Source organism: Nannocystis pusilla (assembly GCF_020073745.1).
Lineage (GTDB): Bacteria > Myxococcota_A > Polyangia > Nannocystales > Nannocystaceae > Nannocystis > Nannocystis radixulma.
Genome location: NZ_JAIRAU010000023.1, coordinates 130366 through 154069 on the forward strand (window position 1 = coordinate 130366; position 23704 = coordinate 154069).

Annotated in this window: 21 protein-coding genes; 7 read left to right on the plus strand and 14 right to left on the minus strand. The window is 72.2% G+C overall.

Annotated features, from left to right (window positions below):
• Positions 1–130 precede the first annotated feature (130 nt).
• The 6 genes from K7C98_RS17510 to K7C98_RS17535 form a co-directional block, all read right to left on the minus strand.
• Positions 131–364 (minus strand): hypothetical protein, encoded by a 234-nt coding sequence (locus K7C98_RS17510; protein ID WP_224192816.1) that lies wholly within the window; start codon positions 362–364, stop codon positions 131–133.
• Positions 365–393: 29 nt separating this feature from the next.
• Positions 394–645 (minus strand): STAS domain-containing protein, encoded by a 252-nt coding sequence (locus K7C98_RS17515; RefSeq protein WP_224192817.1) that lies wholly within the window; start codon positions 643–645, stop codon positions 394–396.
• Between the two features lie 221 nt (positions 646–866).
• Complete coding sequence (locus tag K7C98_RS17520; RefSeq protein ID WP_224192818.1) at positions 867–1148, minus strand: oxidative damage protection protein; 282 nt, start codon at positions 1146–1148, stop codon at positions 867–869.
• Positions 1145–2731: a glycine--tRNA ligase gene (locus K7C98_RS17525; RefSeq protein WP_224192819.1), complete on the minus strand. Its 1587-nt coding sequence runs from the start codon at positions 2729–2731 to the stop codon at positions 1145–1147. Before K7C98_RS17525 ends, K7C98_RS17520 begins: the two co-directional genes overlap by 4 nt.
• Before the next feature lie 38 nt (positions 2732–2769).
• A complete protein-coding gene (locus tag K7C98_RS17530; RefSeq protein ID WP_224192820.1) occupies positions 2770–4635 on the minus strand; it encodes an ABC transporter ATP-binding protein in 1866 nt (621 codons plus the stop codon).
• A gap of 61 nt (positions 4636–4696) precedes the next feature.
• Positions 4697–5557 (minus strand): hypothetical protein, encoded by an 861-nt coding sequence (locus K7C98_RS17535; protein ID WP_224192821.1) that lies wholly within the window; start codon positions 5555–5557, stop codon positions 4697–4699.
• Between K7C98_RS17535 and K7C98_RS17540 the strand changes: the two genes are divergently transcribed.
• Positions 5532–5675: a hypothetical protein gene (locus K7C98_RS17540; RefSeq protein WP_224192822.1), complete on the plus strand. Its 144-nt coding sequence runs from the start codon at positions 5532–5534 to the stop codon at positions 5673–5675. The two genes, K7C98_RS17535 and K7C98_RS17540, sit on opposite strands and share 26 nt — an antisense overlap.
• A 360-nt stretch (positions 5676–6035) precedes the next feature.
• Here the strand turns inward: K7C98_RS17540 and K7C98_RS17545 are convergent, their stop codons facing one another.
• The gene (locus K7C98_RS17545; RefSeq protein WP_224192823.1) at positions 6036–7007 is read right to left on the minus strand and encodes a hypothetical protein; all 972 of its coding nucleotides are present in this window, start codon (positions 7005–7007) and stop codon (positions 6036–6038) included.
• Between the two features lie 761 nt (positions 7008–7768).
• Between K7C98_RS17545 and K7C98_RS17550 the strand changes: the two genes are divergently transcribed.
• Positions 7769–7912, plus strand: a complete 144-nt coding sequence (locus K7C98_RS17550; RefSeq protein ID WP_224192824.1) for a hypothetical protein — start codon at positions 7769–7771, stop codon at positions 7910–7912.
• A gap of 112 nt (positions 7913–8024) precedes the next feature.
• Here K7C98_RS17550 and K7C98_RS17555 read toward each other — a convergent pair whose 3' ends face one another.
• Together K7C98_RS17555 and K7C98_RS17560 are read right to left on the minus strand one after the other, a co-directional pair.
• Positions 8025–9176 (minus strand): NAD(P)/FAD-dependent oxidoreductase, encoded by a 1152-nt coding sequence (locus K7C98_RS17555; protein WP_224192825.1) that lies wholly within the window; start codon positions 9174–9176, stop codon positions 8025–8027.
• Positions 9177–9349: 173 nt separating this feature from the next.
• Entirely contained in the window at positions 9350–10318 is a 969-nt protein-coding gene (locus K7C98_RS17560) for a serine/threonine-protein kinase (protein ID WP_224192826.1), read from the minus strand.
• A gap of 153 nt (positions 10319–10471) precedes the next feature.
• Here K7C98_RS17560 and K7C98_RS17565 point away from each other — a divergent pair, with 153 nt between their 5' ends.
• A complete protein-coding gene (locus tag K7C98_RS17565) occupies positions 10472–11830 on the plus strand; it encodes a sigma 54-interacting transcriptional regulator (RefSeq protein ID WP_224192827.1) in 1359 nt (452 codons plus the stop codon).
• A gap of 118 nt (positions 11831–11948) precedes the next feature.
• Here the strand turns inward: K7C98_RS17565 and K7C98_RS17570 are convergent, their stop codons facing one another.
• Entirely contained in the window at positions 11949–12710 is a 762-nt protein-coding gene (locus K7C98_RS17570; RefSeq protein WP_224192828.1) for a PP2C family protein-serine/threonine phosphatase, read from the minus strand.
• A 477-nt stretch (positions 12711–13187) separates the two neighbouring features.
• On the opposite strand from K7C98_RS17570, the gene K7C98_RS17575 reads away from it, so the two are divergent.
• Positions 13188–14255, plus strand: coding sequence for a hypothetical protein (locus K7C98_RS17575; RefSeq protein WP_224192829.1), 1068 nt, complete (start codon positions 13188–13190; stop codon positions 14253–14255).
• Between the two features lie 23 nt (positions 14256–14278).
• Here K7C98_RS17575 and K7C98_RS17580 read toward each other — a convergent pair whose 3' ends face one another.
• From K7C98_RS17580 to K7C98_RS17595, 4 genes are all read right to left on the minus strand, one after another.
• Entirely contained in the window at positions 14279–15898 is a 1620-nt protein-coding gene (locus K7C98_RS17580; RefSeq protein ID WP_224192830.1) for an alpha/beta hydrolase, read from the minus strand.
• Positions 15899–16076: 178 nt separating this feature from the next.
• Positions 16077–16610, minus strand: a complete 534-nt coding sequence (locus tag K7C98_RS17585) for a GNAT family N-acetyltransferase (protein ID WP_224192831.1) — start codon at positions 16608–16610, stop codon at positions 16077–16079.
• On the minus strand, positions 16603–19074 hold the full coding sequence (locus tag K7C98_RS17590; protein ID WP_224192832.1) for a hypothetical protein: 2472 nt from the start codon (positions 19072–19074) through the stop codon (positions 16603–16605). Before K7C98_RS17590 ends, K7C98_RS17585 begins: the two co-directional genes overlap by 8 nt.
• A gap of 29 nt (positions 19075–19103) precedes the next feature.
• A complete protein-coding gene (locus tag K7C98_RS17595; protein ID WP_224192833.1) occupies positions 19104–20921 on the minus strand; it encodes a peptidylprolyl isomerase in 1818 nt (605 codons plus the stop codon).
• Positions 20922–21154: 233 nt separating this feature from the next.
• On the opposite strand from K7C98_RS17595, the gene K7C98_RS17600 reads away from it, so the two are divergent.
• From K7C98_RS17600 to K7C98_RS17610, 3 genes are read left to right on the plus strand one after another with little or no spacing between them, the layout of a single operon-like run.
• Entirely contained in the window at positions 21155–22186 is a 1032-nt protein-coding gene (locus K7C98_RS17600) for a rod shape-determining protein (protein WP_224192834.1), read from the plus strand.
• Between the two features lie 13 nt (positions 22187–22199).
• A complete protein-coding gene (gene mreC, locus K7C98_RS17605) occupies positions 22200–23078 on the plus strand; it encodes a rod shape-determining protein MreC (RefSeq protein ID WP_224192835.1) in 879 nt (292 codons plus the stop codon).
• A 17-nt stretch (positions 23079–23095) separates the two neighbouring features.
• Entirely contained in the window at positions 23096–23695 is a 600-nt protein-coding gene (locus K7C98_RS17610) for a hypothetical protein (protein WP_224192837.1), read from the plus strand.
• Positions 23696–23704: the final 9 nt, after the last annotated feature.

Sequence of the window (23704 nt, forward strand, 5' to 3'; positions counted from 1 at the left end):
CCGGGCGCGACACCCACGATAATTGCCGTCTCCGCTGTCCGCCCAACTCGGGCGAATCAGCGGACCGAGCCGCACTCGTCGTCCACCCCGCACCGGCGCGGCCGACGACCGGCGACCGACCGCGAGCCTCTCACGACTCCGCCGCGAGCTCGCCGGCGACGCGGTAGCCCCACGTCTCCAGCCAGCCCCGCACGGCCGCCTGCGGCACGTCGTAGCGCGACTCCTGCAGCCGCACGCCGATCCCGGTGCGGGGCAGCACGGTCCGCTCGTGAGCATGGACCGCGAGGTGCGTGCGGGTCCCGTGCTTCAGCGGATACTCGATCCAGTGGGCGACGAACGTCTGCCCGTCCTTCTCGACGAGCATCACGATCTGCCTGCAGAGCCGCACCGGCGTCACAGGTCGGACGCCTTGTCGAACCGCAGCAGCTTGAAGATCGCCAGCGGCTGGTCGCGGATCCCGGCGATGCGAACGTCTCTGCCGGCCTCACGGGTGCGCTTGTAAAGACCGATGATGGCTGCGACGCCCGAGCTGTCGATCATCAGCGTGTCGGCCAGCTGGTGGAACGCCGGCGCGCTGTTGCCATCCAGGGCGCCGCTCACCTGAATCGTGGTCTCGTCGTCGTGATCGGTGCGGGTGAGTTTCATACGCTGGTGTCTCCTGCGAACCCGGTGCAGGCCTCGCGCACGCGACCGACGAGCTCGCCGGAATCGGTGAACGCAGCCGGGGCGCGGAGCCTCATCGCTTCAGCGTAGCCGGTCGTCGACGACGACGCGACCGGGCGCTCCCTCACCTGCAGGTCGAGGCAATCGATCGCCGCGCGGCGCTCGAGCGAGCGCCGTGGCCACGACGCTCGCGACCACGCGCCTCAGCCCTCGCGCGGGACGAAGGCCGTGTCGGCCAGGTCGCCCTCTTCGAAGCCGAAGAAGATCCGCATCTGCTTCTCGAGGAACTCGCGGCCCTCCTTCGACTGCAGGTCGAGGCGGTACGTGTTGATGAACTTCGGCGACTCGCGGATCCACATCTGCCACGCCTGGAGGCTGATGTTGTCGTAGAGCAGCTGGCCGAACTCGTTGGGGAACGGCTTGAACGGCAGGGCCGGCAGGTCCTGCTGGAGCTTCTTGCAGTGGACGGTGCGGGGCGTGTTCATGGCGTCTCCGTGAGGGCCTTGCGGACGGTGTCGACGGCGTCGGCGATCTTGATGCGCTCCTGCCGGCGGTCGTCGCGGTAGCGGATGGTGACCGTCTCGTCTTGCAGGGTCTGGGTGTCGACGGTCAGGCAGTAGGGCGTGCCGACCTCGTCGTGGCGGGCGTAGCGGCGGCCGATCGCGTGCTGTTCGTCGTACTTGGCGTTGACGCCGGCGCCGAAGAACGCCTCCACGACCTTGCGCGCGACCTCGGGCATCCCGTCCTTCTTGACCAGCGGCAGCACGCCGACCTTGATCGGCGACAGGCGCGGGTGCAGGCGCAGCACCGTGCGCGCGCCCTTGCCCTCGGCGTCGCCGGGCTCCTCGTCGTAGGCGTCGCACAGCGCGGCCAGGACCCCGCGCGTGGCCCCGGCGGCCGGCTCGACCACGTGCGGCACGTAGTGGCGGCCGGGCTTGCCGGTCTCGGGGTCGACGGCCTCGGGGTCGAAGTAGGTCAGCTTCTTGCCCGAGCCGGCCGCGTGGGCCTTGAGGTCGTAGTCGGTGCGGCTGGCGATGCCTTCGAGCTCGTCCCAGCCCCACGGGAACTTGTACTCGACGTCGTAGCAGCCGTCCGAGTAGTGGGCGAGCTCGTCGTCGTCGTGCTTGCGGAAGCGCAGGTTGTCGGTCTTGAGGCCGATCGACCGCCACCACTTCATGCGCTCGTTCATCCAGTAATCGAGGTACTTGGGGCCCTCGCCGGGCGGCACGAAGTACTCGCACTCCATCTGCTCGAACTCGCACGAGCGGAAGATGAAGTGCTCGACGGTCACCTCGTTGCGGAAGCTCTTGCCCATCTGGGCGATGCCGAACGGGACCTTGAGCGACAGGCTCTGCTGCACGTTCAGGAACTGCACGAACATCGCCTGCGCCGTCTCGGGCCGCAGGTACACCGACGACGCCGCCAGCGCGCCCTCGACCTTGGCCCGCAGCGTCTTGTCGTCGGCCCCTTCGGCCATGGCCTTGCGGACGATGTCGACCACGTCGCCGATCGGGTCGACCGGGCCGAGGCTGGTGCGGAACATCAGGTTGAAGCGGCGCTCGTCGCTGAGGAACGGCGAGCCGCAGTTCGGGCACACGTAGCCGGCCGCGCCGGCCTTGGCCCCCGTCAGCGTGCTGCCGTCGCGCTGCAGCTTGACGCCGGCCTCGGTCAGCTTCTCCTGCGCCGCCTTGGCCCGGCCCTTGTCGCCGAGGCTGATAGGCGCGTCCTCGCCTTCGGCCTTGCGCGGGGCCTTGTCGGCCCGGAAGCGCTCGCCGCAGACCTTGCAGTCGACCAGCGGGTCGGAGAAGTTGGCGAGGTGCCCGCTCGACTGCCACACCTCGGGCCGCATGATGATCGACGCGTCGATGCCGACCACGTCCTCGCGGCTGTGGACCATGAAGCGCCACCACTCGCTCATCAAGTTGCGCTTCAGCTCCGCGCCCATCGGCCCGTAGTCGTAGGCGGAGCGCAGGCCGCCGTAGATCTCGGAGCTCTGGAACACGAAGCCCCGTCGCTTGCAGAGCGACACGATCTTGTCCATCAGGTCCGGCTTTTGGCTGTCGTCCATGGCGGCCGCGAGGTGTAGCACACCGCTCCGGCCCGGCGCTACGGCCCGGCCAGGGGCTCGACGCGGCCCTCCGCGGGGGCGGCGGCCTGACGCGCGACCAACCTGGCGTAGGCGCCGCCCCGGGCCAGCAGCTCGGCGTGACGGCCCGTCTCGGCGATCTTGCCGTGGTCGAGAACGACGATCCGGTCGGCGTCGCGGATCGTGCTCAAGCGGTGGGCGATCACCAGCGTCGTGCGCCCGCGCTGCAGCACCTCCAGCGCCCCCTGGACCAGGTGCTCGCTCTCGGCGTCGAGCGCCGACGTCGCCTCGTCGAGGATCAGCACCTTGGGGTCGCGCAGCAGCGCGCGCGCGATCGACACCCGCTGGCGCTGGCCGCCCGACAACTTGACCCCGCGCTCGCCGACCACCGTGTCGTAGCCGAGAGGGAACTCGCGGATGAACCCGTCGGCGTTGGCCGCCCGCGCCGCCGCCTCGATCTCCGCGTCGCTGGCCTCGAGCCGCCCGTAGCGGATGTTCTCGCGGACCGTGCCGCTGAACAGCACCGGGTCCTGCGACACCATCGCCATCGCCCCGCGCAGGTCGGCCAGCCGCAGCGTCCGCAGGTCGTGGCCGTCGAGCAGGATCGACCCCGCCGTCGGGTCCCAGAAGCGCAGCACCAGCCGCCCGAGCGTTGTCTTGCCCGAGCCCGACGAGCCGACCAGGGCGCACACTTCACCTGGCCGAACATGCAGGTCGATGTCGCGGACGACCGCGACGTCGCGGTCGCCGTAGCTGAAGGACACGCCGACGAAGCGGATCTCCCCGCGCAGCGCCGGCTCGACGACCGGCGCCGGCGGATCGGCGATCTCGGGCGGCGTGTCGAGGATCTCGAAGATCCGCGCGGTCGCGCCGAAGGTCGACTGCAAGCCGCCGAGCAGCTCGGCCAGCCCGCCGACCGCGCCGGCCACCATCAGCGTGTAGAAGATGAAGCTGGTCAGCTCCGCCGCCGTGATCTCGCCCTCGATCACCATGCTGCCGCCGAGCCAGAACAGCCCGGCGATCGCGGCGAAGGCGAAGAAGCTCATCACCGCCGCGAACCAGCTGCGGGCGATCGCCCGCTTGATGAACAGCACGAAGGTCGACTCGATCGCGCCGCCGTAGCGGCCCACCTCGTGGTCCTCGCGCGTGAACGCCTGCACCGTCTCGATCGCCGCCAGGCCCTCCTGCAGCGCCCCGCTCGCGGTCGCCAGCTGGTCCTGGGCCTTGCGGCTGAGCTCGCGGATGATCACGCTCCAATAGTTGGCGGCGATCATCAGCGCCGGCACCACCGCCAGCATCGCCGCCGTCAGCTTCCAGTTCATCCAGAACAGCACCGCGATCCCGCCGACCAGCGTCAGCACGTTGCGCAGGAAGATGCTGAGGTCCTGGCCGACGGTGCTCTGCAGGCGCGTGACGTCGTCGGACAGGCGCGACAGCAGCTCGCCGGTGCGCGTGCGGTGGAAGAAGCTCTGGGGCATCCGCGCCAGGTGGCGGTACAGCGCGACCCGCAGGTCGGCGACGACCCGCTCGCCGAGCCAGGTCATCAAGTAGTGGCGGAAGAACACGAACACCGCCTGCGCCAGGAACACCGCCAGCAGCAGCACCGTGCTGTCGCCGAGCTCGCGGTAGGCGGCCTCGGTGTCGGCCGTGGACGCGTTGGTGAACGCGGCCTCGGCCAGCGCGCCGAAGTAATACGGGTACACGAGCCCCAGCCCCGACGCGATCACGAGGCACACCAGCGCGGCGATCAGCCGGCCGGTGTACGGGCGCGTGTACGAGAACACCCGTCGAAGCCGCTCGACGGGCTTGATGCGCTGTTCGACGGGGAGCTCGCTGGCGCCCGCGGGCGGCTGGATCACGAGCGCAGGGCGCGGCGGCTGGGCCATGAGCGGCGCAGCCTAGCACGTCGCTCGTGCGGTCTGCCCGCCGCAGACCGCGCGACGCGGCTCACTGGCGCAGGCGGAGCTTGCCCGTGAGGCCGGTCAGCTTGATCTCGAACCCGCCCATGGTGGTCTGCGTGAAAACCACGTGGTTGTCGTTGTTGAAGTCGAGCGTGATCTGGCCGGCGTCGTTGGCCACGGTGACCGTGCCCACCGGGAACGAGCCCGGCACGTCCGCCAGCGGCGACTCGCCCGGCATCGCCAGCTGCTCGTTCGTCGACTCCTGCACGTCGATGACGCCGTTGACGATGATGTTGTGGATCGTGTCCATCACGCCCGTGACCGTGCCGCTGTCGTGGTCGGCGAGGGTGAACGGGAAGCCGACCGTGAACGCGTCCGGCCCGGTGATCATCAGGTTCTTGATCACCAGCTTGAAGGTGACGATGAGCGCGATGTCACACTCGAGCTGCGGGGTGTCGGCGACGTTGACGGTGGCCGCGTAGACCTTGCCGGTGCCCGCGTCGTCCAGCATCACCGCGACGCCGCCGCTGGTGACGACGAGGCTGACCGGGAACTGGCACTCGATCGGACCCATGCCCGCGCTCGCCTGCGAGTCGAGCTTGTTGAACTCCGGCGGCGCGCCGTCGGCGATGGAGAACACGAGCGGCGCGTCGCACACGTTGCCGACGCTGTTGCCGTCGAAGTCGAGCTGGTTCGGGTTCGCGTCGCAGCGACAGTTGTCGTCCTTGTTGGCGATGCCGTCGCCGTCCTCGTCGGCGTCGTCCGCCGGCGCCGCACAGTCACCCGGCGTCGCCCCCGTCGTCGTACCCGTGGTGGAGGTCGTCGGCGCTTCCGTGGAAGTGGTCGACGCCTCGTCCGGCGAGGTCGCCGAGGTCGTCGGCGTGCCCGAGGTCGTCGTCGACGTCATCGGTTCGGTCGCCGTCGCCGCGTCCGTGGTGCTCGCCGTCGACTCGGTCGCGCTGCTGGCGGAGGTGCCCGGCGCTTCGGTGGTCGCCGAGTCCGCTGAGAGCGAGCCCTGCGGTTGAAAGAAGCAGCCCGCGAGCCCGACGCCGAGCGTGATGAGTGTGGTAGCCGGATCGCCGAGGCCGCGTGCGCCCCGTCCCGTTCGAGTTGGTGCGGCTGCTCGCGTCACGGGGGATCCAGGATATCACCTCGCACGGCGCCTGAAGAGAACGGTGGCGACCGATACGCGACAGGTCGACGAGGCACACTGGCGAGAACGCCCGTCGAAGCCGCTCGACGGGTGTGACGCGCTGTTCGGCGGGAGCTCGCTGGCGCCCGCGGGCGGCTGGATCACGAGCGCAGGGCGCCGCGACCGGGCCATGAGCGGCGCAGCCTGGGACGTCGCTCGTGCGGTCTGCCCGCCGCAGACCGCGCGACGCGGCTCACTGGCGCAGGCGGAGCTTGCCCGTGAGGCCGGTCAGCTTGACCTCGAGCCCGCCCATGGTGGTCTGCATGAAAACCACGTGGTTGTCGTTGTCGAAGTCGAGCGTGACCTGGCCGCCGTCGTTGACCACCGTGACCGTGCCGACCGGGAACGAGCCCGGCACGTCCTCCAGCGGCGACTCGCCCGTCATCGCCAGCTGCTCGTTCGACGACTCCTGCACGTCGATGACGCCGTTGACGACGATGTTGTGGATCATGTCCATCATGCCCGTGACCGTGCCGCTGTTGTGGTCGGCGACGGTGAACGGGAAGCCGACCGTGAACGCGTCCGGCCCGGTGATCACCAGGTTCTTGATCACCAGCTTGACGTTGACGATGGCCAGGATGTTGCACTCGAGCTGCGGGGTGTCGGCGATGTTGACGGTGGCCGCGTAGACCTTGCCGGTGCCCTCGTCGTCCAGCATGACCTCGACGTCGCCGCCGGTCCCGATCAGGCTGACCGGGAACTGGCACCCGATCGGGCCCATGCTCGCGCTCGCCTCCGAGTCGAGCTTGTTGAACTCCGGCGGCGCGCCGTCGGCGATGGAGAACACGAGCGGCGCGTCGCACACGTTGCCGACGCTGTTGCCGTCGAAGTCGAGCTGGTTCGGGTTCGCGTCGCAGCGACAGTTGTCGTCCTTGTTGGCGATGCTGTCGCCGTCCTCGTCGGCGTCGTCCGCCGGCGCCGCACAGTCACCCGGCGTCACCCCCGTCGTCGTACTCGTGGTGGAGGTCGTCGGCTCTTCCGTGGAAGTGGTCGTCGTCTCGTCCGGCGAGGTCGTCGAGGTCGTCGGCGTGCCCGAGGTCGTCGTCGACGTCGTCGGTTCGGTCGCCGTCGCCGCGTCCGTGGTGCTCGACGTCGACTCGGTCGCGCTGGTGTTGTTGCCGTTGTCACCGCACGCGGCCCCGGCGAGGATCAACGAGGAAAGCAAGGAGGTATGCAGGCGGGAGAGCATCCCTGCCTTTTATCACAAGCCCGCGGCGCGCGAAATTTCTCCAGTCCCTGCCCCGGGCCCGAGCAAGGGCTCCTCGGCGAGGATCGCCGACCACGAGCCGGCGCTACCGTCCCCACGAGGTCCCCGATCGCAGCCGCGAAACCGCCGGAGCCCCGGCGCCCGGCCCGGCCCAGGCCGCGATTTCTGCGCGGATTCGCGAGAAAACCAGGACCTGCAGCCCGTCGCGGCCAGCCGGTCGCTCCAGGTCCCGCCGGCCGCGTGCAAGAGCGCGTGGCAAGCGGGGTTACTCGAGTCGCCCCGCCCGGCGCACTTCACTTCGGCCCCGGCACGCCGACGGCGTCCGCCTCGCGCCGGCGACTCGCTCCCGATCGCCTCGCGCCACGCACCTCGGCGGCCCCGTCGACTGCCCCTTCGGACAGGTCGATGAAACCACGCGCTGGCCTCGATCGTCGTGTCGTTCGAATCGCACCGCCGCGCACATTCGGGGGTTGCCGGCGCCCGCGCCCGATCCATCTTCGGCGGCTTGAACGTCGGCGCTCGCCGCGGCTCAGGCGTGCGACACGTGGCAAACCTGCTGGTTGTCGCGTCTGGCCACGGCCGTAGCGGTCGCCAGCAACTCGAGTAGCCACCTCTCCTGCCGCTCGTCACAACACATGTAATTTCGAAACGTTGCCGGTCGCGAAACCTGGCACATGCTTCGCTAGTCGAAGAGTCAACAAGTAAGAAGGAGCCCTGTCATGGACGCACTCGCCTTTATCGCCCTCTTCGGCCTCATCCTTCCCGCCGTCGCCGCCGCGACCAGCGAGGTTCGCGACCGGATCGAGAGCAACCGGCTCCACCGTGAGGTGCTGCGCACCTTCGCGGTCGCGAAGACCGAGTGAGGCTGAATTTTTTTCCAACCGCACGCGCGGCGTTCGTCCCCCCTGATCGCCGCCGTGCTCTCACCCGACGCCCGCGCGCCACCTGGCTCGCGGGCGTCGCTCTTGGGTCGCGTCAGCTCGCCTGGCGCGCGGCATTCACCTCGCGGCGGTTGTCGCCGAGCACCGTCGAGATCGTGCGATCGAGCCACGCGCCCGCGGGCCCGTGCACCAGTCGATCGGCGAGCCGGCGCAGCCGCGGGATCTGCACCCCGCGCGCGAACGCCTCGCCGGCCCAGAACTTCGGCAGCATCGCCGCGGCCAGGCGCGCGCGGTAGCTGCCGCTGGCCAGCATCGACAGCCCGCGATCGCGCTGGAAGTGGCGCACGACCACGTCGGCGGCGATGCTGCCGCTCTCGAGCGCGAAGCCGATGCCCTCGACCGTCCCGGGCGAGACCAGCCGCGCCGCCTCGCCGACCCACATCGCGTGCGCCTCGGCGACCGGTCCGACGCGGTTGGTGATCACCGCCGGGTGCCCCATCCACTTGCCGACCTGCTCGGCGTCGCGGACGCCCTCGGCCCAGTGCTCGTCGAGCAGGTCCTGGAACAGCCCCTTGAGCCGTCCGGCCTCGGGCGCGGTCTCGGGGATCGTGAGGCCGATGTTCACCACGTCGCCGGGCTCGGGGAACATCCACGCGTAGTACCCGGCCAGCCGGCGGTCCCAGATCATGTGGGCTGTGCGGCCATTGTAGGGTGTGCCGCGCCACCAGCCCATGATCGTGCGGATCGTCGTCTTCGGCTGCTCGTCGCGGGAGAACCGCGACGGCGAGCCGTCGGCGCAGACCACGAGGTCGGCCTCGAACTCGCCGGCCTCGGTCTTGACCCCGCGGACCTCGCCGGCCGGGTCGCGCAGCAGCTCCAGCACCTTCACGCCCTCGCGGAGCTCCGCCCCGTGCTCGATCGCCGCGCGCACGATCCCGTGGTCGAGCTCGACGCGGGGCACCACCCACGCCTCGATCCCCGCGTGCAGGTTCTGCTCGCCGCCCTCGGGCCCGCGGACCACCATCGTGTCGATCACGCCGTGGAGCGGCCTGAACCGCTCGCGCAGCTTGAGTCGATCGAGCACGTCGAGCGCGTGCGGCGACAGCCCGCTGCCGCACACCTTGACCCGCGGGTAATGCGACTTGTCGAGCACGAGCACCTCGAACGCGCCGGAGCGAGCGAGCGACAGAGAACAGGCGCCTCCCGCAGGACCAGCGCCGACGACGATGACTCTTGGCTTTCTCATGGAAGTGTCTGGACGCTAATCCAACGCGTTGCGGCGCGCGAGACCGCCGGCTGCACCGCATGCGATCGACGTCACAACGAGGTCGGCGACGATTGATGTCAGACGAGCCAGGTCGTCATGTCCATGGTCGGACCCCCTGGCGACAACGACAGGGGAAAGTCACTGCGACAGACTCAACCTTGTGTGTCGAGTCCCACTGTCGGCGGTCCGCCGGCCGATGTCTCGGGCGTGCCCGGAGCGACCAGGGCCTCGCGCACCCAGCGTCCGACGTCGCCCGGGCTCACGGGTACAAGTCCGCGACGTGCTTCGTGCAGTTGCAAGGACAGCGCCGCCAGGTCGACGAACCGCTCGGCTGGCTGTTTGGCCATGCTGCGGCGCAGCAGTTGCGGCAGCGGCCCCGGCAGCGCCGCCAGCTCGGGGTCGTCGGGCAGCGGCATGCGGCGGATGTTCTCCATCGTCGCCAGCGGCCCGGCGCCGTCGAACGGGCGCCGGCCGAGCAGCAGCTCGTGGAGCGTCACGCCGAGCGCGAACTGGTCCGACGCCGCGGTCACGGCCTCGCCGGCGACCTGCTCGGGCGACATGTACGCGAACTTGCCCTTGACCATGCGCCCCCAGGTGATGTCACGCAGCGCCGTCGCCTTGGCGATCCCGAAGTCGGCGAGCTTGATGTCACCTGTCCTCGAGACCAGGATGTTGCCCGGGCTGACGTCGCGGTGCACGAGCCCCAGCGGCCGGCCGAGCTCGTCGGTCAACGCGTGCACGTGGGCCAGCGCGTGCGCGACCTGCTCCGCCAGCGCCAGCGCCAGCGCCAGCGGCAACGGCCGGCGGGCCAGAAGCGCCGCCAGGTCGGCGCCGTCGACGTAGTCCATGACCACGAAGTAGGCCCCGTCGTGCAGCCCGAGGTCGTGCACGTGGACCAGCCCCGGGTGGCTGAAGCGCGCCCCGATCTTCGCCTCCGCGATCAGCAGGCGCTCGATCTCCCCGCGGCCGCGGTGCTCCGGGCGCAGCAGCTTGAGCGCCACCTGCTTCTCGAACCCGCTCGCCCCGTAGCGCAGGCCGAGCAGCACCTCCGCCATCCCGCCCTGGCCGAGCCGGCGCACGACGCGATACGGCCCGAGGGTCGCGGGGAGCGGCTCGCTCACGAGAAAGCAGCCTACGCGAACTCGCGCGCCCTGTCTCCGGGTCCGATATGCTCCCGCCTCGCGCCTTGCCAGCCTGTCCGGAGCGCGGCGCGAGGACTACTCGAAATGACCCGGTCGCGGCACTGGCCGCCCGGACCCCGCTATGCTGCCGCGGTGAGCTCGACCGTCGCCACCGTCGCCCTCGGCCACCCCGACTTCCCGGCCGGCGACGCCCGCCGCGCGCGCTGTCAGATCGTCGTCGTCGACGGCCCCGACATGGGCCGCGCCGCCGCGATCGCCGGCGCGCCGGTGCTCGTCGGCACCGACCCGACCTGCGACCTCGTGCTGCGCGACCCCCGGGTGTCGCGCAAGCACCTGCGCATCGAGACAGGTCCCGAAGGACAGTTCACGATCGTCGACCTCGGCAGCAAGAACGGCACCCTCTACCAGGGCGCCGCGCTCGGCCAGCTCGCGGTCCCCGCGGGCGGGGTGCTGCGGCTCGGCCACACGACCCTGCGGATCCAGCCGGAGCCGGCGGCGCTGGCGATCGAGCCCAGCCGCAGCCGCCGCTTCGGCGAGCTGGTCGGCGAGAGCCTGGTGATGCGCGAGGTGTTCGCGGTGCTCGAGCTGGCCGCCGCCAGCGACGTCGCCATCTTGCTCGAGGGCGAGACCGGCACCGGCAAGGAGGTCGCCGCGCGGGCGATCCACGGCGCCAGCGGGCGCGCCCGCGCCCCCTTCGTCGCCCTCGACTGCGGCGCCCTGCCCGAGTCGCTCGTCGAGAGCGAGCTGTTCGGCCACGTCAAGGGCGCCTTCACCGGGGCGATGCAGGCCCGCCGCGGCGCCTTCGCCCGCGCCCACGGCGGCACCCTGTTCCTCGACGAGCTCGACAGTTTGCCGCTGGCCCTGCAGTCGCGCCTGTTGCGGGCGCTCGAGGCCCGCACCGTCCGTCCCGTCGGCGGTGACGACGAGGTCGCCGTCGACGTCCGGGTCGTCGCGGCCAGCCAGCGCGACCTCGCGGCCGCCGTCGCCGCGGGCACCTTCCGGCCCGACCTTTACTATCGGCTCAGCGTCCTCCGCGTCGCCCTCCCGCCGCTGCGCGCCCGCCGGGAGGACCTGTCGATCACCGCCCGCGCCCTCCTGACCGCCCGCGGCCTCGACGTCGGCGAGATCGACGGACCGGGCCTCGCCCGCCTCGCCGCCCACGACTGGCCCGGCAACGTCCGCGAGCTGCGCAACACCCTCGACCGCGCCGTCGCCCTCTCGCCCGGCGCGCGCACCTTCGCCGACCTGCGCCTGGATGTCCCCGGGGACAGCTCGACCGCCGACGACGAGCTGTCCGTCCGCGCCGACCTCCCCTACGCCGAGGCCAAGCAGCGGCTGCTGCACGCGTTCGAGCGCAGCTACCTGCGCGACCTGATGGCCCGCAGCGACGGCAACATCTCCGCCGCCGCCCGCACCGCCGAGGTCGATCGCAAGCACCTGCGCACCCTGCTGCGCAAGCACGGCCTCGTGCCCGACGGCGACGACGGCTGACGACTCAGGACATGTCCGAAGAGACATCTACCGTCCGTGCCGCCGCACCCTGAACCTCAGGACATGTCCCGAGATGCACTCATCAAAGTGTCTATCAGGACATGTCCATTCGGCCATCTCAATCCACCACCGCGACCACGATCGCCGTGATGTTGTCGCGCGACCCGGCGAGGAACGCCTCGTGCACCAGCCGCTCGCACACCTCCTCGACCGGCCCGGCGGCGAGCAGCGCCGCGATCGTCTCGGGCGCCAGCGGACCGGTCAGCCCGTCGGTGCACAGCAGCAGGCGGTCGCCCGCGCGCAGCTCGATCCGGTGCAGCTCCGGCCGCTCCTCCTCCTGCGGCCCGAGCGCGCGCGTGATCACGTTGGCATATGAAAACTCCGCCAGCGGCGGCATCGCCACCCCGCCGGCGCGCAGCTGTTCGTACAGCGAGTGATCGCGGGTCAGCTGCTCGAGCGCCGGACCATCTGTCCCTTCGCGCAGGCGGTACACCCGGCTGTCGCCGAGGTGGGCCACGATCGCCGAGCTGCCGAGCAGCGACACCAGCGCGATCGTCGAACCCATGTCGCGCAGCTCTCCCTGGCGGCCCTGGCAGATCCGCCGGTTCGCCAGCCGGACCGCCGCGTCGACCCGGTTCTCCGCCAGACTCAGCGCCGGGTCGAGCCCGTACGGCCAGGTCGCGTCGGCGTCGGCCGTGACGTGCTGGAAAAACTCCGCCAGCGACTCGACGGCCAGCCGGCTCGCCACCTCGCCGCCGGCGTAGCCGCCCATCCCGTCGGCGACCGCGAACACCCCCTCCTCCGGGTCGAGCAGGTAGGCGTCCTCATTGTGCTTGCGACGACCGACGAACGTGTGCGCGCTGGCGATGAAGGCATGCATGCCCACCCCCTTCCAAGCCGCGCGCCAGCTGCAATGCCGCGACACCACGCGGTCGCCTGGTGACCCCGCACCCCGGCCCGCGCCCGACCCTCCAGTCCGGGTGGAGACTCGTCCCCTCAGCGCAGAGGCCGCAGCGCCGGCTCGCGCGCCAGCTTGTCGGCAGCGCGCCCGCGAGCTCCGCCATCACCGTCCCGACCTCGACGCGATCGAGCTCCCCTGTGAGGGCGATCGGGGCGGAGAGATTCCCCGCCGCGATACGGGTGGATCGGCGGCGACGGCGGCACGAAGTCCGCGCGCCGCTCCTCGCTGCGAGCGCGCCGATCCAGCCCGGTCACGGCAGCATCCCGGCGGACACCGCGTGACGGGAAAATCCCGGCACCATTGCCGCGTGCGTAGGGTCTTTCCGCCGAAAGGTCCACCCACGCGTGTGACGGCCACGTCGCGAGGAATTCGATCGGTGATGTTATCTTCGAGCGAATGGCTGCACCTCGCCTCGTCCTCGCCGCCGCCTGCCTCGTGATCGCCTGCAACGACGCCGGACCCGCCGGCGCCTCCGCCAGCAGCACCGGCGACGCGACCTCGACCTCGACCTCGACCTCGACCAGCGCCGGCGATCCCGTCACCACCGGCGCGCCCGACACCACCGGCGGCACCGCCACCGGCGGCCCCACCACCGGCGACAGCTCGACGACGACGACCACCACGACCACCGGCGACGACAGCGACACCGGCGCCCTCCTCGAATGTCCGCTGGTCGGCCCGCCCGCGCAGGTCACGATCGTCGACCTCGACGAGGTCCACGAGGCCTCGGGCCTGGTCGAGAGCCGCAGCCAGCCCGGCGTGTTCTGGGTGCACAACGACTCCGGCGACGAGCCGCGCTTCTTCGCCTTCGACGCCGCCGGCGCGCTGCTCGGCAGCTTCGAGGTCGACGGCGCCGTCGCCATCGACTGGGAGGACATGTCCGCGGGACCAGGTCCGACCGCGGGCGAGTGGCTCTACTTCGGCGACATCGGCGACAACAGCGAGACGCGACCGTTCATCACCGTCTACCGCGTGCCCGAGCCCGACGTCGCCGCCGCCGCCGACGACCTCGTCGTCATCAGCGCCGTCGAGGCGATCGAACTCGTCTACCCCGACGAGCCGCACAACGCCGAGACCCTGATGGTCGACCCGCAGACCGGCGATCTGGTGATCGTGGCGAAGGGCGATCCGACCCGGATCTTCCGCGCCCCCGGGCCCGTCGCCGCCGGCGGCCCCTACACGCTCGAGGAGATCGCGCCGATCCAGTTCCCCGCGACCGTGGCGACCGGCGGCGACATCTCGCCGACCGGCGACTTCATCGCCGTCCGCACCTACGCCCAGGCGTTCCTGTGGCTGCGCCCGCCCGGCACCAGCCTCGCCGACGCCCTCGCCGGCGAGCCGTGCACCCTGCCGCTCGCCATCGAGCCCCAGGGCGAGACCCTCACGATCGCCCACGACCGCTCCGGCTATTACACGTTCAGCGAGGGCGACCACGTCCCGCTGTGGTGGTACGCCTTCGAATAGCGTGACATGTCCCCAGGGACATGTCAGCGCGCCGGTCGCGGCGGCGGGAAGGCAGGCAGCTCGAATCGCGGCACCGGCAGGACCACCTCGATCGGCAGCCCCTCCCGGCGACCGCTCCTCAGGAACTCGTAGATCGCCTGTTTCGCGGCCGGCTCGGTCCTGAGCTGGTAGAACGCGCCGTCGTGCCCGCCGCGGTGGACCTGGATCAGGTGCCCGTCGCGGAAGTACGGCAGCAGGCCGAGGGAGTTGTTGATCGGCGTCGAGGTGTCCCAGTCGCCGTGCACGAAGACCACCGGGATGTCGCTCGGGACCGGCTTGCGCAGCTCGTCGCCCATGTCGCGGGTGGGCCAGTCGGGCGCCGAGGCGATGTTCGCCGCGAAGTTCCAGGTGCCGAGCGTCGCCACCGCCGGGTCGGTCCGCAGCAGGTGCTCGCGCTCGGCGCTCACGCCGAGGCTGCTGTCCACCAGCGGGCCGATCAAGATCGTCTCGTCCGCCTGCCGCTCGGCGAGCGTCTCGCGCGCCCATTCGTCGTAGTGCCCGTGGTAGAGCGACAGGATGAAGGCCGGCCAGCGCTCGCCCTCCTGCGTGTGTGACAGCAACGCCTGCTGCAGATCCTCCGCGCCGAGCACCACCGTGCGAGTGCGGCCGCTCTCGTCGCGCACCGGCGCCCTCACCGGCCCCCTGGCAAAGCGCGCGTTCAGGGCGCGTACGGCCGCCATCACCCCTCCCGGCGGCAGATACGGCATGAGCCCCGGGTCGCGGTCGGCGTCGTGAGCGATCCGCTGCAGCGACGCGTGGATGTGCGAAGGCATGTCGTAGCCGTTGTCGAGCGGCTCCACCGACGACAGCACCGCGCGCGCGACGATCTGCGGGTGGAGTCGCATCACCGCCAGGCTCCATTGCGAGCCGAAGCTGCCGCCGAACAGGCTGATCTTGTCGTAGCCGAGCGCCCGGCGCAGGTCGTCGACGTCGGCGGCGAACTCGGCGATGTCGTAGCCGGACAGGTCCTTGTCGGGATTCGCGACCACCGCCGCTCTGGCCTGCGCGCGCATCGCCTCCGCGTCGGCGCGCACCGAGGCGGGCTTGTCCAGCGGCCGCGCCTCTCTCCTGACCGTGAGCATCTCGCCGCGCGCGGTGTAGCCGCGCTGCTCGAGCACGACCAGGTCACCGACGGCGCTCAAGCCCAGCCACGTCCGCAACCTGCCCATGTCGTTCGTGGCGAACGCCCCGAGCACGCTCAGCCCGGGGCCGCCCGGCAGCCAGAACACCGGCGGCGCGCCGGTCGGGCGGGCTGAATGGATGCGCGCGAAGCCGACGCCGATCAAACGACTGTCGCTCTTGCGCCGATTCTCCGGCACGTACAGCGTGCCGATCTCGTACGCCACCTCCGCGCCGGTCTCGTCGCGCACGGTGCCGCGCTCGAGCACGACCTCGCCGGCCCGGGGCCGCGCCGGGTCGGCGAGTCGCGGGAGCCTCTCCGACGAGCCCGTGGCGACGACCGTCGAGCCGCCCCGCACTTCCTCCGCCGCCCCGGCGCCCGGCGGCACCGTCGCTCGCGCGGCCTGCGAAGCGGGTGCGGCGCTGCAACCGAGCAGCGATGACCAGACGAACGCGCGCAGCAGCTCTCGGACGCGAATGGGCATGGCGTGAATCGGCATCGTAACGCCCCACCCGCTCGCAAGATGCGCCCCGAACAGCGCGCGCACCGTGAGCAAGCGTCGCCGGCCAGGTCGACCTCCCGCCCGTGCAGGAGCCGAGCCGTCCAGTCCCGGGAGCCGGTGATTGCTCGCGCCTCGCGTGTTCCCCGAGCGCCGCGTCGGCTCAGCGCCGGAGCACGAAGATCCGGTCGACGCACGGCTCGCCGCGCCACACCGTCTCGACCGCGGCCTCCTCGACCATCCCCAGTCGCCGCGCCAGCGCCAGGGAGGGCAGGTTGCGGTCGTCGATCGTCGCCTGGATCCGCCGCACCCCGAGCCGCGAGAACGCGTACTCGCTGACCGCGCGCACCGCCTCGCTGGCCAGCCCGCGGCCCTGCTGGCTCGTCATCAACGTGTAGCCGATGTCGGCCGCGGCCGGGTCGTCCGCGTGGACGCGCAATCCGATGTCTCCGATCAATGTCCCTTCGGACAGCAGCGCCAGCGCGAACTGATACCACTCGCCCGGCACCCCCGGCCGGGCCGCCTGCAGCCCGGCGATGAACTCGCGCGCCTTGGCCTCGTCGAACTCCGTCCATCCCTGGTAGCGGGCCACCTCGGGGTCGCTGCGGTAGGCGGCCAGGACCGGCGCGTCGTCGGGGCGGAACTTACGGATCTGCAGGCGCCCGGTGCGGATGAAACAACCTGTCTCTTCAGTCATGTTCTTGACCCCGGTCGAGGAACAGCCCGACGCCGCGGAGCAGCCGGCGCGCCTCTTCGCTGGCGCACACCCGCCGCGCGCTGGCCTCGTCGACGACCGCCGGCAAGCGGGCGTCGCGGCCGATCGCCAGCAGCGCCCCGCTCAGCGCGCCCGTCCAGCGGGTCGCCAGCAGGCAGTGATCGCCGCGCAGCAGCGCCGCCAGGCGAGCCACCCGGGCCGGGTCGGCGCGCCACGCCTGCAGCTGCTCGGCCAGCGCGGCGCGCTGCGGCTGCGCGAATCGCTGCGGCGTCAGACCCCGCTTCTGCCACAGTCGCACGATCGTCTGCGCCCCCGGCAATGTCGGCACCAGCGACGGCTCCCCCAGCCACGCCAGCGCGGCCAGCAATTCGCGCAGCGACGCGCCCGCGGGGTCGAGCACGATCGCCAGCCCGCCGCGGATCAGCGCCGCCGCCAGGGCCAGCCGGAACCGGCGCTCGCGTCGATCGAGCCGCGCCAGCCCCGGGTGCACCACGATGGCAGGCTCGCGCTCGTTGCGAACGGCCACACCGCCCTCCGGCCCCCCGCGGCCGACGCGGACCGGCAATTTCAGCCCGGTCGCCGCGCGCAGGCCCGGCAGCTCCGGCTCGACCAGCGCGAGCAACGACGCCGCCTCGCCCGGGTCCACCGGCGCCAGCTCGGAGGCCGCGCGGATCCCCGCCGTCTCCGCCACCACCGCGCGCAACGTTTCAAGGATGGCACCCCGCGGCTCACCGGGGTCGTTCCACGGCCCGTGGTCGCTCACGGCCTCCGCCGCGCCGGCGCGCCAGCCCTCGCTCGCCGCGTTCGCCTCGCCCGGATCGCACCCCGGCAGCAGGAACCACGCCAGCTCGCGCAGCGCCTGCGCGCGCCCGACCTCACCTGTCTCTTCGACCATCTCCGCCAGGGCCAGCAGCGCCCCGGGCTCGAGCGAGCGGGCCGCCCGGGTCTGCAGCTCGACGCGCACGCGCTTGCGATCGACCCGCCCCGTCCGCCCTGCGATCACCGGCGCCAGTCCTTGCGCTTCACTCGCCCGCGCCAGCGCCAGCGCGGCCTCGGCCAGCTCGGTCGCCGCCCGTTCGGCCTCGATCACGTCGCGGCCGCAGCGGCGGCCGGCCGCGGCCACCTGCGCGTGCAGCTCCTCGTCCTCGCACCAGCGCCGCTCGCACTTCGCCGCCGCCGCCAGCGCCGCCGCCACCGTCGCCTCGACCGTCTCGCCCGCGACCTCGGGATCTCCCGCCTGCGCGATCGCCAGCGCTCGCCATGCCGCCGCCTGCGCCTCCGGGCCGCCGGTCCACGCCCTGTCCTCGAGGACAGCTCGTGCCCGGCCGCCCGACCCCGCGCGCTCCGCCTCGACCAGCGCCTGGGCCACGCGGCGGCGCAGCTGCACCGCCGGCGGGCCCGGCATGCGGGCGAGCGCCGCCAGCCCGCGCGTGAGGCCCTCGGCCTCGCCGGCGCGGGCGTGCGTCACCACCAGCCGCCACCACGCCTCCGGATCGTCGGGGGCCGCCGCCAGCCACGCCCGCACCGCCTGGGCCGCCGCCGGGGGGTCGCGGAAGCGCAGCAGCTCGGCCCGCACCTGCGCCAGCGCCCGGGTCAGCCGGCGCCCGCCCGGGTGCGTCGGCGCCGGCGCGCGCGCCAGGGCCGTCAGCGCCGCCGCCCGGTCGCCCGCGCGCAGGGCCGCCCGCAGCCCGGCCAGCGGATCGTCGGGCTCTTCGGACATGCCCTCCAGGACATGCCCTTTCAAACCTTCCTCTTGCGACATGTCCCCGGAGACAAGCACGATCCGCAGCCCGCGCCCCTCCGCGCGCACGCGCCGCGCCTGCAGTCCGCGGGTGCGCGGCGGGGTCGCCCCGGCCGCGCGGAAGGCCCGGCGCAGCAGCCACTCCGGCGTCACCCGCAGCGCCTCGGCCGTGAGGCTCACCACGCCCTCGCGCCCGCGGGCCAGCCCGCGCGCGACCGCTCGCCACAGCGCCGCCCCCGAGGGCGCCAGCGGGCCCGTCGCCCACACCCGGCGCGCCCGCACCTGCAGCGCGCCGGCCGCGATCTCGACCGCGAGCTCGAGCTGCGCCAGCGCCGGCCAGCCGTCGTCGCGCGGGCCGGTCAGCGTCAGCACGATCGCCGCGCCGGCCAGGTCGACCGCGACCTGGCCGATCGGCCAGCTGCCGATCGCCAGCCCGCGGAGCGGCTGCGCCGCCCGTTCGAGCGCGTCGGCGCCGACCTCGAGCCGCGCCTCGAGCGCGCGCCAGCCGCCCTCGCGCAGCGCGGCCGTCGAGCGCGGCCTCGCCGCGCCGATCGGCTCCGCGGTCAGCGCGGCCAGGCGCAGGCCCGGGGCCAGCTCGGCGGGTCCGGCGTGCATCCGGACCTGCGGGCCGCCGGGCCCCTGGGCCAGCTCGAGGCGGAGGCCGAGGCCGCTCGCCTGTCCGTCACGACCGGTCGCCGACGCCATGGCCCCTGCGACCTGTCCCTTCATTCAGCTCAGCGCTGGCCCCCGCCGCCGCCGGTCAGCGCCGCCAGGTTGAGCATGCCGCCGCGGTTGCCGACGCGGTCGCACATCACGTACGGCCGCAGCACCCGGTTGCCCTTCTCGTCGAAGGCCTCCTTGGTGTCGTAGGTCATCAGCCGCGACACGCGCTGCTCGTAGGGCACGATGTCGCCGCGGGCCTTGTCGCCGAGGCAGGTGTGGTAGGCGAAGCGGGCCGTGACCTTGGCCGCCTTGGCCTCGGACAGCTCGCGGTAGAGGTCGGCGCGGGCGGCCGCGAAGCCCTCGTCGGTGGCGGTCTCCTTGCGCTCGACCGCGGCGAGGACGAAGCCGTCGGGCGTCTCGAACACCGAGTCGATGAACTCCGCCTTGGGGTCGGCGGCCCACGCGGCCCTGGTGATCTCGGGGTTCACGCCGAGCCCGGGGATCGGCTTCTCCTTGCTGAACAGGCCGGTGACCCGCAGCTCCGGCTTGTCGTCGCCGGGCTTGGGCGCCGGCGGCGGCTCGGTCGGCACCTCGAGCTGGTCGATGCCCGCGCCCGGCGCCCCTGCGAGCGCGTCGGGCGAGCGGAACAGCTGCGTCATCGTCGCGCCGTCCTTGAGCGCCTGCAGCGCCTCGGCGGCGGCCTGCTTGGCCAGCGCCTTGCCGCGCTCGCGCATCAGCGCCTCCTCGGCCAGCTCGAGGATCGCCTCGTCCTGCGGCACGTCGCCCTCGCGCTGCCCCTCGACCTTGACGATGTAGAGCGCCTCGTCGCTCTCGACCACCTCGGAGCGCTCGCCGACCTGCAGCTTGCGCGCCGCCTCGTCGACCGCCGGGTCGAGCCCCGTGCCGGTGCCCTCGAGCGTCACCCACCCGTAGTCGCCGCCGCGCCGCGACGTGTCCGCGTCCTCCGAGGTCGCCCGCGCGACCGCGCGGAAGTCCTCGCCGGCCTGCAGCTTCTTCGCGGCCTCGCCGATCTTCGCCTTCGCCTCCGCGAGCTCGGCCTCGTACTTCTTCTGCGTGTCCTTGTCGGCGTCGACCGCCGGCGGCTGCGGCTTCCTCACCGAGATGAAGCGCAGGCGGATCTGCTTCGGCAGCTTGAGGAAGCGCGTGCCCTGGGCCTCGAACTGCTTGGCCAGCTCGTCCTTGTGCTCGGCCGCGTACGCCTCGAGGTCGGCCTTCGACGGGTCGACGAGATCCGCGTAGCGACCGGCATCGAAGCGGGCGTAGCGCAGCGACAGCTGGTTCTGCCGCTGGTCGTAGGCGTCGCGCACCTCGGCCTCCGACACGGTGATCACGCTGGCGAGCACGTCACGCACGGTGCGCGCGAGCACCTCCTCGCGCTGGTACTCGAGGTAGCGGCGCTCGCCGACGCCGAAGCGCGGCAGCCAGTTGCGCTCGAACGCCTGGTAGTTGAAGGCCTGACCGGCGAGCCAGTCCCACGTCTTGCCGAGCACGATGAGGTGGCCGTCGGCCGTGAGGTCCTCGGCGTCGTTCAGGTCGGCGACGAGGCCCATCCTGCGCCCGATCTCGCCGAGCACGCGGCGCTCGACGATCGCGTCGAGCACCTCTTCGCGCAGGCCGAGCATCTCCTGGAACTTGGCGTCCTCGGGGATCCGCGTGGTCAGCGAGATGGCGCGGAACTCGTACTGGAAGTCCTCGTCCACCACGTTGCTGCCGTAGGTCTTGGCCAGCGGTTCGAGGCCGCAAGTGATCGCGTCGCTCGGCAGGCCGAAGCTGAGCCCGAAGGCGAGCGCCAGCATCCCGAGCAGGATCCATGCGCCGATGGTCTTCATCGCGGTGCCCCGTGGGGCCGCGTCCGTCTCGTCCGTCATGTCCCCGCGAAGCTAGCGGTAAGACGGCCCCCGGGAAACCACAGCCCGCCTGCGGGCCCGCGGAATATGCGGGGCGGCTGCCGCGTTGGCCGCCGCGGAGCCGGCGCTCCGCGCTCCTGGGCCCGGTCGCGGCGCCCGGCCGTTTATTGTGAGAAAAGCCGCAAGCCTCACGCACAACGCCGCTGACTTGCCGCCGAGTGCTCCGGCAGGTATCACCGAACGCCGCGCGCAGCATGCTCTTTGACTGGGTATACGGCCTGTTCTCCAACGACATGGCCATCGACCTCGGGACCGCCACGACCCTGACGTACGTCAAGGGCAGGGGGATCGTCGCCCACGAGCCCAGCGTGGTCGCCGTGCAGAAGAAGGGCAGCACCAAGCGGGTCGTCGCCGTCGGCAAGGAGGCCAAGGAGATGCTCGGGCGCACGCCCGGCAGCATCACCGCCATCCGGCCGATGAAGGAGGGCGTCATCGCCGACTTCGAGGTGACCGAGGCGATGATGCGGCACTTCATCAACCGGGCGCACAACCGCCAGACCCTGGTCAAGCCGCGGATCGTCATCTGCGTGCCCTCGGGCATCACCGAGGTCGAGAAGCGCGCGGTCAAGGACTCGGCGCTGGCGGCCGGGGCCCGCGAGGTGTTCCTCATCGAGGAGCCGATGGCCGCGGCGATCGGCGCCGGCCTGCCGATCACCGAGCCGGGCGGCAACATGGTCGTCGACATCGGCGGCGGCACGGCCGAGGTCGCGGTGATCTCGCTCGCCGGCATCGTCGCGTGCAAGAGCATCCGCGTCGGCGGCGACAAGATCGACGAGGCGATCGTCCAGCACGTCAAGCGCAAGTACAACCTCCTGATCGGCGAGCGGACCGCCGAGCGCATCAAGATCCAGATCGGCACCGCCGCGCCGATGCGCAACTTCATGACGATGGAGGTCAAGGGCCGCGACCTGGTCGGCGGGATCCCCAAGACGATCGTCGTCGACAGCGAGGAGATCCGCGAGGCCGTCAGCGAGCCGGTGGCGGCGATCGTCGAGGCCGTGCGCCTGGTGCTCGAGGCGGCCCCGCCCGAGCTGTGCGCCGACATCGTCGACAAGGGCATCGTCCTCACCGGCGGCGGCTCGCAGCTGCGCAACCTCGACGTCCTCCTGTCCGACGAGACAGGTCTGCCGTGCTTCGTGTGCGACGAGCCCGAGTTCGCGGTCGTGCTCGGCACCGGCGCGGTCCTCGACGAGCTCGACCTCCTCCGCGAGGTCGCGCTCCAGTAGGGAGCCCCGGAGGATGGCCGGCCTCCGCAGCGCCAAGAACGCGGTCCTGGTCGCGCTCCTGCTCGGCGTCCCGGCGCTGCTCTTGCGCGCCAGCCTGCAGGACCCGCGCACCCTGTCCGGCTTCGACCGCGTGGTCGTCAAGGTCGGCGCCCCGCTCGAGGCCGGGGTCAGCTACGCCGCCGGCAACGCCGGCCGGTTCTTCGAGCGCTGGCTGCTGCAGGCCCGCCTGCAGGACGACAACGAGGCGCTCGCGGCCGAGAACCGTAAGCTGCGGCTCGACCTGCGCGGCCTGCAGCAGGTCGAGGAAGAGAACCGCGAGCTCAGGCGTTCGCTGCAGATGCGCGACAAGGTCGCCGAGGACATGATCGCCGCCGAGGTCGCGGGCGTCGAGCAGTCGCCGTTCTTCCGCGTCGTCAAGCTCCGGCTCGACCGCGGCGACCGGGTCGTGCGCCCGGGCATGGCCGTGATCGCCGACGCCGGCGTGGTCGGCCGCATCGACCGCGCCGCCGACGACCACAGCGACGTCATGCTGATCACCGACCCGCGCAGCAAGGTCGCGGTCGAGATCGCCAGCACCCGCGCGCCCGGCATCCTCGAGGGCATCGGCGAGGACCGCTGCGTCGTCCACATCGCCGCCGACCTCGGCGTCAGCGTCGGCGACCTCGTGCAGACCAGCGGCGTCGACGAGCTGTTCCCGCGCGGCCAGCCGGTCGGCCAGGTCGTGCGCGTCGACGACGTCGTCGGCGCCCAGCAGCGCGTCCACGTCGTCCCCTCGGCCCGCTTCGACCGCCTCGACATGGTGTGGGTCGTGCTCGCCAGCGCCCCCGCGCCCGACCCCGAGGGCTCCGGCCGCCCGCCGGCCGCCGCCCACGGCCTCGGACCCCTGCAATAGGACATGTCCCAAGGTTCATGCGCCCGCTGATCTACATCGCCCTCGGATGGCTGCTCCTGGCCGCGGTCGGCGGCCTCGGGCAGACCCTCGGGCTCACGGTCATGCTGCCGGCCACCTCGGCCGCGCTGGTCGCCCACGTCGTGTTCGGGCGCGACCTCTCGCTGCCCTCCTGCCTGCTCGTCGCCGTCGCGCTCGGCTACCTCGAGGACATGCACCAGGGCACCCCCGCCGGCCTCCTGTCGCTGGCCCACGGCCTGTGCTGCTGCGCCCTCGTGTGGTCGAGCCGGCGCCTCGCCGTCGAGGGTCCGGTCGCCCGCGCGCTCGCGGCCGGGGTCGCCGCCGCGCTCGTCGACCTCGTCACCTTCGCCATCCTGTTCTTCGTCCGCCGCCGCCTCGGCGTCGAGGGCGAGGCGCTGATCGCCGGCCTCGTGCAGGCCCGCTGGCACGCCCTCGCCACCGTGCTCGCCGCCCCCGGCGTGTTCCTCCTCGCCGAGCTGGCCCTCGGCGCCGGCGATCGCGCCTTCGGCCGCCGCCCCCGGCCGGCCCGCCGCTCCCCGCTGCAGGCCCGCGGCAGCGGCTCCACCCTCGAGGGCGAGGGCCAGTCCGATTGGACATGACCCTGTGGA

What these genes read in the sequence shown, in the direction of transcription:
- K7C98_RS17515 (WP_224192817.1), bottom strand. Translation starts at nt 645, where the DNA reads ATGAAACTCACCCGCACCGATCACGACGACGAGACCACGATTCAGGTG.
- K7C98_RS17580 (WP_224192830.1), bottom strand. Translation starts at nt 15,898, where the DNA reads ATGCCCATTCGCGTCCGAGAGCTGCTGCGCGCGTTCGTCTGGTCATCG.
- K7C98_RS17575 (WP_224192829.1), top strand. Translation starts at nt 13,188, where the DNA reads ATGGCTGCACCTCGCCTCGTCCTCGCCGCCGCCTGCCTCGTGATCGCC.
- K7C98_RS17595 (WP_224192833.1), bottom strand. Translation starts at nt 20,921, where the DNA reads ATGACGGACGAGACGGACGCGGCCCCACGGGGCACCGCGATGAAGACC.
- K7C98_RS17520 (WP_224192818.1), bottom strand. Translation starts at nt 1,148, where the DNA reads ATGAACACGCCCCGCACCGTCCACTGCAAGAAGCTCCAGCAGGACCTG.
- K7C98_RS17585 (WP_224192831.1), bottom strand. Translation starts at nt 16,610, where the DNA reads ATGACTGAAGAGACAGGTTGTTTCATCCGCACCGGGCGCCTGCAGATC.
- K7C98_RS17530 (WP_224192820.1), bottom strand. Translation starts at nt 4,635, where the DNA reads ATGGCCCAGCCGCCGCGCCCTGCGCTCGTGATCCAGCCGCCCGCGGGC.
- K7C98_RS17555 (WP_224192825.1), bottom strand. Translation starts at nt 9,176, where the DNA reads ATGAGAAAGCCAAGAGTCATCGTCGTCGGCGCTGGTCCTGCGGGAGGC.
- K7C98_RS17525 (WP_224192819.1), bottom strand. Translation starts at nt 2,731, where the DNA reads ATGGACGACAGCCAAAAGCCGGACCTGATGGACAAGATCGTGTCGCTC.
- K7C98_RS17590 (WP_224192832.1), bottom strand. Translation starts at nt 19,074, where the DNA reads ATGGCGTCGGCGACCGGTCGTGACGGACAGGCGAGCGGCCTCGGCCTC.
- K7C98_RS17570 (WP_224192828.1), bottom strand. Translation starts at nt 12,710, where the DNA reads ATGCATGCCTTCATCGCCAGCGCGCACACGTTCGTCGGTCGTCGCAAG.
- mreC (WP_224192835.1), top strand. Translation starts at nt 22,200, where the DNA reads ATGGCCGGCCTCCGCAGCGCCAAGAACGCGGTCCTGGTCGCGCTCCTG.
- K7C98_RS17600 (WP_224192834.1), top strand. Translation starts at nt 21,155, where the DNA reads ATGCTCTTTGACTGGGTATACGGCCTGTTCTCCAACGACATGGCCATC.
- K7C98_RS17550 (WP_224192824.1), top strand. Translation starts at nt 7,769, where the DNA reads ATGGACGCACTCGCCTTTATCGCCCTCTTCGGCCTCATCCTTCCCGCC.
- K7C98_RS17510 (WP_224192816.1), bottom strand. Translation starts at nt 364, where the DNA reads ATGCTCGTCGAGAAGGACGGGCAGACGTTCGTCGCCCACTGGATCGAG.
- K7C98_RS17535 (WP_224192821.1), bottom strand. Translation starts at nt 5,557, where the DNA reads ATGACGTCGACGACGACCTCGGGCACGCCGACGACCTCGGCGACCTCG.
- K7C98_RS17610 (WP_224192837.1), top strand. Translation starts at nt 23,096, where the DNA reads ATGCGCCCGCTGATCTACATCGCCCTCGGATGGCTGCTCCTGGCCGCG.